Origin of the sequence: Pseudoalteromonas sp. SR43-7 (genome assembly GCF_014163785.1) — a bacterium.
GTDB lineage: Bacteria > Pseudomonadota > Gammaproteobacteria > Enterobacterales > Alteromonadaceae > Pseudoalteromonas > Pseudoalteromonas distincta.
In genome coordinates, this window is the sequence record NZ_JACJDY010000009.1 from 58356 (window position 1) to 73082 (window position 14727).

Sequence of the window (14727 nt, forward strand, 5' to 3'; positions counted from 1 at the left end):
AGGGGTAGCGCAAACAGGTAATTGATATTAATAAATCAGAGAGTTAGCAAGTAATTTAAACGCACAGCATTAATTTTGATCACTGTGCGTTTTTGTTTATAGAGTAATGTTATTTATAAGGGCTAATACTTGATAAACTAAAGTCACTTTGCATTATTACTTGGCCATCAATGCCTTTTAATTTAAGTGAAATAGTGGGATCAGTTTGCTGCCAGTCTATGCTTAAATCACCGTAATTTACGTTATGAGTATAATTCCCTACTCGGTGCTTGTTAGGGCTTACGTCTTTCCATTTTTCAGTTAAGCCTGAGCTGGTCATCTCAATTAATGGGTAATCAAGGTTTTGCTGATACTTTGATATTTCACCCCAGTGCGTATCGCCGCTGATGATCACGACCCCATTTACTTTATGCTTTTTAATCAATGCAAATAAACGATTTCTATCTTCAGGAAAGTTTGCCCATGACTCCCAACCTGTAAAATCGGGTGAAAGCTGTAAGCTTGAGGCAATCAATTTAATTGCAGCAGGCTTTTTAAGCTCTTGTTCAAGCCATTGCCACTGGGCTTCACCTAGCATTGATGCGCCCTTCACTTCACTAGGACTATACGGGCCTTGGTTATTTAACTTACGTTTAGTGTAGTATTCAAGCTCACCTACATGGTTTAACGCATCACGGTTCCAACGTAAATCAGGCATTATTACTTGTATGGTTTGCTCATTTTCACCATACATGTACGAGGTATAAATTCCATCAGAGCGAGTGCGACGCGCTGAGTTTGCAGGCTCACCCCAAAAATTAAGCATAATTTGGCGTGATTGCTCTTTATGCGGATACTCTTTACCTGCATCGTTTTGGCCATAATCGTGGTCATCCCACATAGCAATAATAGGCGTTTGCGCTTTTAACGTTTTAAAACCAGGCTTTGCCCCTAAACGTTGGTACTTATCGGCAAGTACATCCATATCGTTGGTATCGCCGTAGATATTGTCACCCAAAAATATAAACAAATCGCCTTTCTCTTTGTTAATTGCATTAAATATGGGTATCTTTTTATCTTGATGCCCACACGAACCAAATAGAATTTTAGATGGCGCGGCAGTAACACCTGTACTAATAACCAAACTCAACACCAAGGCAAATAGGGTTAATGGTTTTAATAGGTTCTTCATTTTAAAATCTCGCTAATAGCAGGCGCCATATTTGAATTTATTTCATTTGGGTTTTGCCCAAGCGCCTTTAAAACGGTCGCCGCTATTTGCGCTTGTTTAAGCTCATTTTTAGTTTTAATTAAGCCACTACCTTTTATTGCGGGGCCAATGGCCGCAAGCCAAATATGTTCAGAGCCGACAATTCCTTCTGGGTAGGTATTTTCACCTAACTCTAGCTCAGCAAGTGCACGTTTAGAGCTGTGATGTTGCCAATCGTTGGCATTATTGCCACGGCCGTGATCAGTAGTAATAATTAGTGTGGTGTTATTTTTATAACCCGCTGTAGTTTGAATGGTTGCCCATAAGTCTTTTATAAACGCGTCACTTTGCCTTGCCGATTTAAGGTATTGATCGTAATGACCATCATGCGCAAAGTCATCGGTTTCGCCTAAACTTATCACTAACAACTTAGGCTTTTTAGCCAACATATACGCTTTAGCAAAGCGGTATGTAAAACTGTCTAGTCGTACGTTATACCAAGGACTGGGGATTTCGTTTTGTAGCGCATTTAACAGTGGCGCATCTGTGAATAAATTCTCTTCAATTGACATAAAACCTGCATTTACATACACGTTACTGCGCTTAGTATTTACAATGTATGGAAATACATCCCAACTGCCAAATAAGGCTGTGCTACTTTTAAACTCAGGTAACTTATCTAAACGCTCTAAAATAGTTTTATTTGGGTTGAGCACTTTGTTATTACTATTTATATTTTCGTCAACTTCACCGGTGAGTATTTCGTTATAACCAGGGTATGAAAAATACCACGGGTTACTTACCGACATAGTAGAGCCGTTAGCTCTATCGCCAATTATAATCCCTTTTTTAGCCACTACTTGAGTTAAAAAAGGCATTAATAATTGCTGGCGCTCATTCGCTGTTTTTGCCCAAAATTGCGTATTTAATTGCTCTGGCTTTTTAACAAAATCAGTATTATTAATTAAGCTATTATCAGCCCCATAAAATACTTCTTGCCAGCGTACTCCATCAAGCGTTACCAGCACTACATTTTGCGCTGCTGTTGCAAAGTTGCTCGCTAATACACTTAAGCTAAATAGTGTTACTTTTATAATTGTTTTCATCGCGTTTGCGCCCTTTCATATAATAAAGCCCATCAATGATGGGCTTTATATTAATTCAATTACTAAAACCTAATTAAAAGTCAGCGGTAAATGTAACTGCTGCGGTGCGAGGCGCGCCAATGTAATAAGTAGCGCCGTTACCAGTACCACCTGCTAAGTAGCTTTTGTCAGTAACGTTATAAACAACAAACGATACGTCAATGGCTTTAAACGGACCTGCATCTACGTCAGTTGAATAACCTGCATTAAAATCAAGTACGGTGTAGCCGTCTACTTTATTACGGGTGCGAGTGTCTTCGTCTTGCCATGCACCTAAGCGCTCACCGGTGTATTTAGCGGATAAACCAACACGAAAGCCATCGCTAAAGTAATCGGTAGATACCACAAATAAATCTTCTGATGAATCTATTATGCTGTCGCCTTTTCTAAAGCTCGGTGCTACCTCATTACCACTTTCATCTCTTAATATTACACCCTGTGAATCGTATGCATTTGGATCATCGGATGAATACTCAGAACTGCTATTTGTATACGACGAGTACACACTCCAGCTTGGTGTTAACATATAGCTTGCTGCAAGCTCAAGCCCATTTGAGTCAATCCCCCCTACATTTACGTACGAGCCATTTGTACCAATGGTGTAATCAATGCCGTCTGTGCCACTACCAGGGGCAATAAAGGTAATGCGGTTATCAAACTTAACACTGTAAGCCGTTGCTGTAAGGGTTAATCTGTCGGCTTGGTAACGTACACCAAAGTCGATGTTGTCGGCAGTTTCTGGCTCTATGTTTGTAAGTGTTGAGCTATCTCGCTCAAGCACACCGTCTTTTATTGCTGAAAAATTCTCGCTGTAACTAGCAAATAATTCTGTGCTGTTATTTAGTTGATACAATACGCCACCGCTAAATAACACGTCTGAGTCGCTATCTACTTTATCTGATCTTTCGTTAGCAAAGTGGTCATACTTTTGTAATTCAACTAAATACTGTTTTGCACCAATATTTAATGTTAAGTCACCAAAATTAATCGAGTCTTGTAAGTACCATTTGAATGTATCGGTATCAAAAGTGTTTTTGTATTGTGTCCAGTAAGGCGTGCTATCAAAGTGATGATAAATACGCGCGTCAATTACTTTGTGCCAATCACGCGATTCATCACGCTCACTTTGCTCATACCAAAAGCCCGCTTCTATATCGTGATCACCAAATGTAGCTTGGTAATTTGCCGTTACACCTAAACGATCTTTGTTGTAATGCGTATGGCGGTAAGACATAACCGGCGTTGCTGTTGCATCGTAACACGCAGGATTTAAACCAGGACCCGACTCCCATGGCCAGCTCAAACTTTGCGTACAATCGGCATTGGGTGCAAGCGGGTTGCCTTCACTATCAGCAAAACCATAAGAGCCTGCATTAGTGCCACCCTCGGTTGTTGGGTCGCCATTTTCATCAACAGGCGTTGTTAAATAAGGTGGGATCCAATCGCCGCGACCTGAATTTTTATGATAATAAGGGCTAACAGTTAATAATGAAGTTGCTGAAATCGCGTATTCAAATTTTAAATAGCCTAAGGTATTTTCACGAAGCGTTCCCCAACCTTCTGCAAACATTTGGTCAAAGTGCGGAACTCCCGTCCAATTCCATGTTAGCTGATCCCAATCGGGTGTTTGTTCAAACTGCTCAAGGCTTACGCTGTTATAGTTTGTCTCGCTTACATCATCGTAAGATAAACGACCAGTGAGCGTTAAATCGTCAAAATTAGATACAAACTTAAGCTCAGCGTGTTGGTTGTCTTTGCCCCCATTACTGCCTGAACCAATCCAGCGGCTTGTATCTGTTTGCGAGTAACTTACGTACGCTTGTGTGTTATTAAAAACAGTGCCTGTTTCGTGTTTAATATAATAACGCGTGGCATCGTGACTGCCTGATGTATAAGCAAAGGTAGTGCCTTTTTCAAGGCTTGGGTCTTTACTTACAAAGTTAAATGTCCCGCCTAGTGCTTCAAGTGAAGCCGACTTAATATCAGACGTACCTTGACCTACTTCTACTGTTGCTAAATTTTCACTCTCCAAGTAACGGTTAGCTTTAGCACCACCGCCGTAATTAGAGCCACCATTGGGAATGCCATCAACGGTCATACCTAATTGTTGTTGGTTTCCATCAATACTAAAACCACGCATAGTGATTGTAGTAGACCAATCGTCGCCACCAAATGCATCACCTTCGTTTATGCTAATCCCTGGTAAATTATCAATAACCGATAATATGCTCGATACCGAACTTTGTTGCTCAAGCATTGCAGGCTCAATAACATTGTTAGCGTAGCTCGTTGGTTTAGCAACCACGGTTACTTCTTCTATGGTGTTGTCGTTAGCATAAGTAGATGTTGATACCGCCATAGCAACTGCCATGCTCAATAGCGATTTGTTTTTTAAAGCGTACATTGTTGTCCCGTTTAGTTTTAATTATGAAATATGAAAACGAGCACAGTATGGATTTTAAACATGACAACGAGGATGAACTTTATTTACATAAAGGTTAAACAAATATGGAAGATTTATGGCGGGAATATGTACAAAAAAAGACACTCAAAGATTTAACTTTGGGTGCCTTAATAACTAAATATAATATTTAGCTGTTACTTCAATTCAGCTAGCATTTCATCGCTGTAAGGTACTAACTCTTCACCGTTTGCAATTTTGCTAATGTAATCTGGGTTTGCGATAAGTGGACGACCAATAGCGATTAAATCAAACTTAGCATCGTTAATTGCCTCTTTTGCTGACTCAAAAGTATAGCTGCCTACGCCTACTAATGTACCTTTGTAGCCTGCACGTAAAAATTCAGACGTCGTTTTACCTTCAAGCGATTCAAACGTTGTACTGTCGTCAAAAATACCGCCGTGTAAGTATGCTAAATCTCTCTTCTCAAGCTCTGGTAATAAGTAATCGAATACCGCTTTATCACGGCTATCTTCGCTCATATTAAAATAAGCACCCGGTGTAACACGTAAAGCAGTACGCTCATTACCTACAGCGGCGATAACTGCATCGGTTACTTCTAGTGCAAAACGCGACATATTTTCAGGCGTTTGACCGTATTCGTCGCTGCGTGTATTTGCAGCGTAATGTAAAAACTGGTCAATCAAATACCCGTTAGCACCGTGAATTTCTACCCCGTCAAAACCCGCTTCAATCGCATTTTCTGCCGCTTTTGCGTAATCAGCTACTAGGCCCTTAATGTCATCTATAGTCGCTGCTTTTGGTGTGATGTATGTAAGCTCACGCATACGAGGTACAGAGCCTTCAACGCCAATTGCCGATGGTGCCAGTACATCGCCATCAAAAAAGTGAGGATGTGCAACACGGCCAACATGCCAAAGCTGTGCAAACATTTTGCCGCCATTAGCGTGCACTGCATCAGTTACTTTTTTCCAACCTTGAATTTGCTCACTGGTAAATAAACCAGGTGTATTTGGGTAACCTTGCGCATCTGGACGAATAATAGTTGCTTCGCTAATAATTAAACCGGTTTCGGCACGGCGAGCATAATATTCAACCATATTTTGTGTTGGCACTAAGTTATCGTCAGCCATACAACGCGTTAATGGTGCCATAAGTACGCGGTTTTTAAGCTCAATCGTATTATTTAGTTTAAACGGAGCAAGTAGATCAGTAGTCATTTTTCAATCCTTCATTAAGTATATGCTTACTACAATGTGGCCTTTTTACAAACATTCAAGCTTATTTTGAATGATCGCTCAAATTAGTTGTGACTTATACTGTTCAATATACAAATTAGATCTGCATTGCTGAAATTAAATAGCAACTTTTCAACACTCTGTCATATAACTCGATATACTTGTGTGCATATAATTTAGATATAGTAATTAAGAGTGAGCTAATTATGACAACGCCAAATTTAAGCGAAGAACAAGCTGTAATTTTAGGGCTTGGGGCAAAAAAACGCCTAGCCTATATGTTCGAAACCGTACAACAATTTAAACAAGTATGGATTTTAAACGACGATGATGGCTGCGTTATGCTTGCCAACGAAGATGACGACTGTGTGCCAGTTTGGCCAACTCGCGAATTTGCAGAAGCATGGGCAACTGGCGAATGGGCTGGCTGCAGCGCTAAAGCAATTCCACTTGCTGACTGGTTTAGTCGCTGGACACCAGGCCTTGAAGAAGATGACCTACTTATTGCAGCCTTCCCTACAGAGGAAGACGACGGCACGATATTGTTTTCAGACGAGTTTGAAAAACAATTAAAAGCACCGAAGAAAAAATATTAAGGTTCAAAGCCTAAATACTCAGAGTTATTAATTTATAAACGCGGCACTTAATTTAGTGCCGCGTTTTTATTGGCAATTTCTAAAATCCAAATAAGCCTGCGTAATAGCATCTGGATTTTCTACTTGCGGATAATGCCCAAGCTCTACAAACTCTTGTACGCGCGCATTGGGAATAAGCTTTTTATAATGTTCAATCATGTGCTTACCAGAGATAGGATCTTCTGCGCCTGCTATAAACGTAAGTGGTATATTGCTGTTTATGATGGCACCAACCCAACGTTCTCGGTTTTGCTGCCTCTGCTTTATATAACTAATGAGTTTAGGCATAACGGCTAAACCATCTTTATAAATTAGCAACTCCCAAAGTGTGTCTACCACTTGTTTTGAAGGCGGTGTACTTTTACTAAAAATAGTCACTAAATTATTGGCAAATTTTTGTTTATTCATTAATTTTGGCACTATCCAACCTAGCTTTGAAAGTAAAAGCTTTTGTATAAATAATGGTTTATGCACCTCAGGAAATAACCCACCATTTAAAAAACACACGCTGTTTATTTTAAAGTCACTTTGTCTAACCACTTGCCTTGCTAATAACTCTTGAGCCACTGTATCGCCATAGTCATGAGCTAAAATATGTACGTCATTAATATTTAACGTTTTTAAAAATTGGGTATATAAGTCGGCTTGTTCGGTAATTTTATAAGTAGCGTTTATTGGTTTATCTGACAAACCAAAACCTAGCATATCGAGCGTAATTACAAAATAATGTTCACTAAGCGTTTGCCACATACCTTCCCAATCCCAGCTAGCACTTGGAAAGCCATGTATTAAAAGCAGCGCAGGCTTAGTTATATCACCAGCTATTTTTGTAAATATTTGATGGCCAGAAATATGAGTGAATTGGCCCTGCGATTGCCACTGTTGAAGAGAAAACATATATTAGCTTTATTTTTATTATCTATTTGTTAGTTTTATCATAGTGGTAATTAATAAAGGAAATAAAACCAATGTATAAATTTGCATTGGCTTATTAAACGTTATTTTAAAATTTAATAGTGTAATCTACATAAACTCGGTGGTCGGCTCTGTCGCCTTTAACACCATCAACGCTGCCTGATTTTTCGGTTGTATAATCTACAAATAACCAGCGCAAACTTAAGCCTTTTATTTTCTCAACTTTATAGCGCGTATCTACAGCCCAATATTTTTCATCAGCTGTGCCAGCTAACTTACCCAGCGCAGAGTTTTCAGCATCGCTACCGCTTGTGTAGTAAAACTTTGTTGTTAAACCTGGCGATACTGCTTTTAAATCAATGCCAAAACGTGCCTGCCACGTTGCCTCGTTTTGATTTGTTAAATCGGCACCAATCAATGAGCGAGTTGGAAATGGGTTTGTACCATGATCGCCACTAAAGTTATCTTCAATCCAAGCATCACTTACCTTAGTAAATGCCGCACCTACACTCCAAATATCTTTTTTCCAATCAGCATCTAAGTAATAGGCAAATCCATCGTTTTCACTTTTAGTTAAACCTGTTAAAGCATCAGGTGCATCCTCATCATCTAAATCACCGCCCTCTGCACCTGTCACAAATAAATCGCCATCATCTTGTGAGGTAAATATACCAGTTGAAAGGGTTAACTTACTTTGCTCAAGTTTAATGTCGTAACTGATTTTTAATCCCATTTTATTTAGATAATTGTGGGAATTTAAATATTCAGCCTCTAATGTTATGTCGTCTTTTTTATGCGTAGCACCTACGCCCCAAATTACGCTAATGGCGCCAGGTGCCGATTGATCGGTAGAAAAGTCTTCCCATCTTTCATCATGTCGACGACTCCATTTATCGTATACGTAACCATATAATTTAGTGTTGCCAATTTTGTAATCGCCAAAAACGCCTCTAAAAGTATTAGGAATAGCACGGCTGCCTGAGCTTTTTAAAAGCATGCTTTTGGTTTTTTGCCCACCTACTTTAACGTGACCGTTTTTGCCCAATTTAAAATCTAAAAAATATTGACCAAATTTAGAAAAGCTATCGTCTACTCCACCACTCTCATTACCTGCTGGTAAAATATTACCTGCGGCTGAACCTGTAGAGTTAATATTCATTACGGTGTAAGTCGATACACCCACACTCAATAAATCATTTATATAACCTGATGTGTAATTGAGCTCTATACCTTGAGCAAAAGTTGAATCGTCACTTGCGTCGTTATCGTAGTCACGGTCGAAATAAATTGATCTAAGTTTTATATTAAATTCATCTTGTACTGTCAGCCCATTAACAGCAGCATACGAAGGAATAGAAATGCATGTTAATACTGCGCCTGTTGCCGCAAGTAATTTAGATACTCGGTGAGCCATAGTTATCTCCGTTACCTTGTTTTTTAAGTTTTTACTGTGCAGCACATAGGGATGTGTATGCTTTTTGACCTACACGGCAAACATGTCATAAGGTAATTACATTTCAAGTAATTACCTTTCTTTCATGCTAATAAATATAGAACAATATAAATTTATAATGTTTTAATTTTTATATTATAAAATAGTAAGAGTTTGTTTTATTTCGGATGAATTGTAAAAATTGGTAAAGATTACCTCTTGCTCACTCGTATCTAAGTCGCTAATTTTATTTAAAAAAGCCTCATAATATTAATTAAATTTTACTTGATTTAAACTTACCTAAGTAAAGTTATGAGCAGCTGATTTCTTCTAAAAATCAATAGGCACAAAAACCAGCGCCTTTTGCTACTACTTTTGTTGGTATCTATAAAGTGATGCAGAATTTATAAATTATTATATTTATATGTATTTTAATTTTATCTTGAGGCTTAAAATCAACTTTTTTGACTCCCCCTACTCTAAACCTCTATAAAATATATACATTCCAATTAATAACAAAGTTGTGTCTTGAATAATAGGTGCTATATTTATCACGTTATTAAAATAGAAACACACTTACTGCGACTCATGAAAAAGGATTAATTAATGATTCAAGCACGACCGGTTAATAAAGGGTTATTAATCTCACTGCTTCCTCACGTCATTTTATTAGTTGCGGGCATTATACTTACCTACTTTGCTCATATTAAACACCAAGAAGCCATAAAAAATAAAATAAACAATGCGCTTGATAACCGCCTATCATCGCTTTCTACAGGTATTAACAGTAGGCTCGATTTGTATCAATATGGGCTATTTGGTTTAAAGGGCTTTGTACATGGGATAGGTGCAAATAACTTAAACTATCAAGCCATAACTAACTACTCTGGGAGCCGTAACTACGCTAAAGAATTCCCTGGAGCTAATGGTATTGGCTATATAAAAAAAGTTGGCGTTGAGCAATTAAATAAATTTTTGAATGATGCAAAAAACGATAGACCCGATCAGACATTTAATTTGAATACACTCGTAGCGACTAGTGATGAGCATTTTATAATTCAATATATTTTTCCTGAGCAAAAAAACTTACAAGCAATTGGATTAGATATTGGATCTGAGAGCATGCGCAAACAGGCAGCACTAAATGCTGCCATAAATAATACAACCCAATTAACGGCGCCACTGACTTTAGTACAAGCGAATAAACTCTCACAACAAGGCTTTTTAATATTAGTGCCAATATATAAAACCATTACTATTTCTGATAATAAAAAACAGCGCCTTAATGAGCTTTTAGGTTGGGCATATTCGCCGTTGTTAATTGATAAAATTTTAGACTCACTTTCACACCTTGATGAAAATCAACTAACGATAAGTGATATAAATAACGATACTGAGACTGATTTTTTTAGTTATGGCATAAAAAGCAGAACTAACGATTATCAATTAACTAAAATTATAAAATTAATGGGTAGAACGTGGAAAATTACCATTGATGCCTCAGACGCCTTTATTTATAACCTTCATCTCCCTAGTCGGTATCAAGCCATTGTTAATGGCTCTTTCGCCACTATTGGCTGTATGTTTGTAGTTTTTTTAATGCAATTGTTTATTTTTAGAAGAAACCAAAGAATTAAGAGAAAAACACTTCAGGCTAAAAAAAATAAACTCGCATTGCAGCAAGCAAATTTAAAACTAGAAAGCGAAGTTAAACAACGTACGCAAGAAATAGCCGATATGAGCATGCTCCAACAAAGTATTTTAAACAGTGCTAGTTATTCAATTATTGCGACCGACACAAACGGCTTAATCACTCTATTTAATCCCGCCTCTGAAAAGTTATTAGGCTACAAAGCGCAAGATGTTATTGGCATTAAAAACCCTGGCATATTTCATTTAAAAGAAGAAATTATAAAAAAGGCTAAACTACTTAGTGCTGAATTAAATAAACCTGTCACCCCTGGTTTTGAAGTATTTATCTTAAAAGCAACAGCAACAGAGCCAGATATTAATCAATGGACATACATTTCTTCTACAGGCGAGCAAATACAAGTTAATTTAAGTGTCACTTCGTTGTTAAATAACGAAGGAGACACCGTTGGCTACTTAGGTATTGCTTACGATTTAACAGAACAAATTGGCCACGAGCAAGCCCTTGGTCACTCAAAAGAACTTGCTGAGCAAGCATCGCAAGCAAAGTCTGAATTTTTAGCAAATATGAGCCACGAAATACGAACCCCGATGAACGGTATACTTGGCACATTACAACTATTACAAGAACAACCGCTTAATGAAAAATCAAAAGAGTATTTAAAAAAATCACTGTATTCAACTCGAGCACTCACCACCATTATTAACGATATTCTTGATTTTTCTAAAATAGAGGCCGGCAAGCTTTCATTAGAGAATAAGCCTTTTGATTTTTTTGAACTTATTCATCACTTAGAGTCAGACTTAGGTGTGCAAGCAACAGATAAAAACATTTACCTTAAATTTGTGATTGATATTGAGCACAAGCATTGGGTGGGCGACCCAGTTAGACTCAGACAGGTATTTTTAAACTTAATATCTAACGCGATTAAGTTTACATCTCAAGGTGGCGTTACAGTAACGTTTAGGCTAACCGACGAAAAAAAAATATGTTGTTGTATATCAGACACCGGAATTGGAATCTCTGAGCAAGCAATTGATCGATTGTTTGAGCGCTTTGAACAAGCTGAGCAATCAACCACGCGTGAATATGGTGGTACGGGCCTTGGCTTACCCATCACTAAATCATTAATAGGCCTTATGAATGGCGAAATTAAAGTAACAAGCCAGTTAGGTTCAGGGAGTCAGTTTTATGTCTACTTACCATTAAAACAAGCGCAGGTGGATGACAGCACATTAACAACCAAAAATATTGAGCTTCCTGACCTATCTGGAAAAATTATTTTATTAGCTGAAGATAATAAAATAAATCAGCTTGTTGCAGCTGCGATGCTTGAACCAACTAAAGCCACCATTATTATTGCCAACAATGGTTTAGAAGCGATTTCATTATACGAGTTACACAAACCAGACATTATTTTTATGGACATTCAAATGCCAAAAATGGATGGTCTTCAGGCATGTAAAAAAATTAAGGCGCTTAATAGCGAACAAATTGTTATTGCATTAACTGCTAATGTTTTTACAGAACAAAAAGAAATATACAGGCAGCTATTTGATGGTTACGTTTCAAAACCAATCGAAAAACATGAACTTGTCGGCATGTTATCGACACTTTGCTTAGTAAATAATTAGTCATTCTGAGGGCATTAAAAAACCCAGTTATTGTTACCTTTCGATATTAATAACTGGGCTCTAAGAATAATGGTGGAGGGAGAGGGATTCGAACCCTCGTTAGGGATAAACCTAAACACACTTTCCAGGCGTGCGCCTTCAGCCACTCAGCCATCCCTCCACGGTGCTGCAATTGTGTAATGCAACAGCGCGCTATAGTATGAAATAGACCCTTAAGGTGCAAGGCATTTTTAAATTTGGGCCTTTAAATGCTTACTAATCAAGCAACACTTACCTATAGGCACAAAAAAACGGCTAAATCTAAGACTTAACCGTTTTTAATTTATACTCTAAAAGTTACTTAGCCATGCTCGCAGTAAACTCAAGCATGCGATTTAAGGATTTAAGAGCGCCTTCGCGTAAATCCATATCAACGAATACTTCTTTGCCTTTAGGACTTATGAGGGCTTCTTCAATCGCTTTTAAGCCATTCATTGCCATCCAAGGGCAATGTGCGCAACTTTTACATGAAGCGCCCTCACCTGCAGTAGGAGCCGCAAAAAACTCTTTATCTGGACATAGTTGCTGCATTTTATAAAAGATGCCGCGATCAGTTGCTACAATAAACTTTTTGTTGTCCATTGTTTGCGCTGCTTTGATCAATTGGCTCGTAGATCCAACCGAATCGGCAAGAGCAACTATTTCTGCTGGTGACTCAGGATGAACTAAAACGCCTGCATCTGGGTGTAGCGCTTTCATGTCTTTGAGTGCTTTTGTTTTAAACTCGTCATGTACAATACATGCGCCATTCCACATAAGCATATCAGCACCGGTATTTTTTTGAATATAACTACCAAGATGCTTATCTGGGCCCCAAATGATTTTTTCGCCTTGCTCATCGAGGTGCTCTACTATTTCAAGTGCACAGGATGAAGTTACAATCCAATCTGCACGTGCTTTAACAGCCGTAGAGGTGTTTGCATATACAACTACTTTACGATCAGGGTGCTGATCGCAAAACGCAGAGAACTCGTCTATCGGGCAGCCAATATCTAACGAACATGTTGCTTCAAGCGTTGGCATAACAACCGTTTTATTTGGCGTTAAAATTTTGGCTGTTTCGCCCATAAATTTTACGCCCGCAACAATAATCATATCTGCATCGTGACGTGCGCCAAAACGCGCCATTTCTAGCGAGTCGGCAACGCAGCCGCCGGTTTCTTCAGCAAGTGCTTGAATTTCAGGATCGGTATAATAATGGGCAACAAGTACTGCATTTTTATCTTTTAGTAATTGTTTTATACGCGCTTTATATTCGCCTTGCTCGTCTTGTGTTAACGGTGCTGGCTTAGGGGGAAAAATATAACCTTCAGGCATAATAGTTTGAGCTAGACTCATGTTCTCGACCACTTATCTACAGTGCATTAATTAGGGCGAATTATACGAGAATATGAAAGCAAATAACAGCGAACTAGTAAGGCTGTTTATAAAAAATAAAGTGGGAAATTAAAAAAGAATATAAAGGAAAGTATTAGAGAGTGGTGGGTCATGATGGATTTGAACCATCGACCAATTGATTAAAAGTCAACTGCTCTACCAACTGAGCTAATGACCCGCTCTAATATAAATCTGCTTTGTAAAAAGCTTGCGTAAATCCGCCGATTAAACTGTCATAGAATGGTGGGTTATGATGGATTTGAACCATCGACCAATTGATTAAAAGTCAACTGCTCTACCAACTGAGCTAATAACCCAATCTATGCGCTTATTCAATTATGAATGAAGCTTACGTATATCCGCCGATTGATGCCAAACACTATTCATAAGGAATAAAGAATGGTGGGTCATGATGGATTTGAACCATCGACCAATTGATTAAAAGTCAACTGCTCTACCAACTGAGCTAATGACCCGCTCTTATATAACTTTTCATAGAATGGTGGGTTATGATGGATTTGAACCATCGACCAATTGATTAAAAGTCAACTGCTCTACCAACTGAGCTAATAACCCGTTCTATGCACTTATTCAATTATGAATGAAGCTTACGTAAATCCGCCGATTGATGCCAAACCGTATTCACAAGGAATAAAGAATGGTGGGTCATGATGGATTTGAACCATCGACCAATTGATTAAAAGTCAACTGCTCTACCAACTGAGCTAATGACCCGCTATATTGTTACGTTTAAATGCAACTTACTACTTTGCGTAAATCCGCCGATTGGAACCAGTCATTATTCACAAGGAATAAAGAATGGTGGGTTATGATGGATTTGAACCATCGACCAATTGATTAAAAGTCAACTGCTCTACCAACTGAGCTAATAACCCATTCCAGTTGCTAACTTATTACTAAGTTAAAGCTTACGTAAATCCGCCGATTGATGCCAAACCGTATTCACAAGGAATAAAGAATGGTGGGTCATGATGGATTTGAACCATCGACCAATTGATTAAAAGTCAACTGCTCTACCAACTGAGCTAA

Annotated in this window: 9 protein-coding genes and 7 tRNA genes; 2 read left to right on the plus strand and 14 right to left on the minus strand. The window is 38.3% G+C overall.

The annotated features are described in order from the left end of the window. Positions 1-109 precede the first annotated feature (109 nt). The 4 genes from H5087_RS08675 to H5087_RS08690 form a co-directional block, all read right to left on the minus strand. Positions 110-1171: an alkaline phosphatase D family protein gene (locus tag H5087_RS08675; protein WP_182671764.1), complete on the minus strand. Its 1062-nt coding sequence runs from the start codon at positions 1169-1171 to the stop codon at positions 110-112. Next, the gene (locus H5087_RS08680) at positions 1168-2295 is read right to left on the minus strand and encodes an alkaline phosphatase family protein (protein WP_182671765.1); all 1128 of its coding nucleotides are present in this window, start codon (positions 2293-2295) and stop codon (positions 1168-1170) included. Before H5087_RS08680 ends, H5087_RS08675 begins: the two co-directional genes overlap by 4 nt. Positions 2296-2368: 73 nt before the next feature. Then, positions 2369-4738, minus strand: a complete 2370-nt coding sequence (locus tag H5087_RS08685; RefSeq protein WP_182671766.1) for a TonB-dependent receptor domain-containing protein — start codon at positions 4736-4738, stop codon at positions 2369-2371. Between the two features lie 194 nt (positions 4739-4932). After that, a complete protein-coding gene (locus H5087_RS08690; protein ID WP_182671767.1) occupies positions 4933-5976 on the minus strand; it encodes an alkene reductase in 1044 nt (347 codons plus the stop codon). A gap of 224 nt (positions 5977-6200) precedes the next feature. Here H5087_RS08690 and H5087_RS08695 point away from each other — a divergent pair, with 224 nt between their 5' ends. Next, positions 6201-6590: a DUF2750 domain-containing protein gene (locus H5087_RS08695; RefSeq protein ID WP_002962412.1), complete on the plus strand. Its 390-nt coding sequence runs from the start codon at positions 6201-6203 to the stop codon at positions 6588-6590. Positions 6591-6656: 66 nt separating this feature from the next. Here H5087_RS08695 and H5087_RS08700 read toward each other — a convergent pair whose 3' ends face one another. Both H5087_RS08700 and H5087_RS08705 read right to left on the minus strand, forming a co-directional pair. Further along, positions 6657-7526: an alpha/beta fold hydrolase gene (locus H5087_RS08700; RefSeq protein WP_182671768.1), complete on the minus strand. Its 870-nt coding sequence runs from the start codon at positions 7524-7526 to the stop codon at positions 6657-6659. Between the two features lie 106 nt (positions 7527-7632). Continuing rightward, a complete protein-coding gene (locus H5087_RS08705; protein WP_182671769.1) occupies positions 7633-8958 on the minus strand; it encodes an OprD family outer membrane porin in 1326 nt (441 codons plus the stop codon). A gap of 624 nt (positions 8959-9582) precedes the next feature. Here H5087_RS08705 and H5087_RS08710 point away from each other — a divergent pair. Further along, entirely contained in the window at positions 9583-12261 is a 2679-nt protein-coding gene (locus tag H5087_RS08710) for a CHASE domain-containing protein (RefSeq protein WP_182671770.1), read from the plus strand. Between the two features lie 70 nt (positions 12262-12331). Here H5087_RS08710 and H5087_RS08715 read toward each other — a convergent pair. From H5087_RS08715 to H5087_RS08750, 8 genes are all read right to left on the minus strand, one after another. Further along, a tRNA-Ser gene (locus H5087_RS08715) sits at positions 12332-12421 on the minus strand. Between the two features lie 176 nt (positions 12422-12597). Next, positions 12598-13638 (minus strand): quinolinate synthase NadA, encoded by a 1041-nt coding sequence (gene nadA / locus H5087_RS08720; protein WP_002962419.1) that lies wholly within the window; start codon positions 13636-13638, stop codon positions 12598-12600. A 141-nt stretch (positions 13639-13779) separates the two neighbouring features. Beyond that, a tRNA-Lys gene (locus H5087_RS08725) sits at positions 13780-13855 on the minus strand. Positions 13856-13918: 63 nt separating this feature from the next. Beyond that, a tRNA-Lys gene (locus tag H5087_RS08730) sits at positions 13919-13994 on the minus strand. A gap of 83 nt (positions 13995-14077) precedes the next feature. Further along, positions 14078-14153: transfer RNA gene (locus H5087_RS08735), tRNA-Lys, on the minus strand. Between the two features lie 24 nt (positions 14154-14177). Continuing rightward, positions 14178-14253 (minus strand) — tRNA-Lys (locus H5087_RS08740). Between the two features lie 83 nt (positions 14254-14336). Then, a tRNA-Lys gene (locus H5087_RS08745) sits at positions 14337-14412 on the minus strand. Positions 14413-14497: 85 nt separating this feature from the next. Continuing rightward, positions 14498-14573, minus strand: a tRNA-Lys gene (locus H5087_RS08750). Positions 14574-14727: the final 154 nt, after the last annotated feature.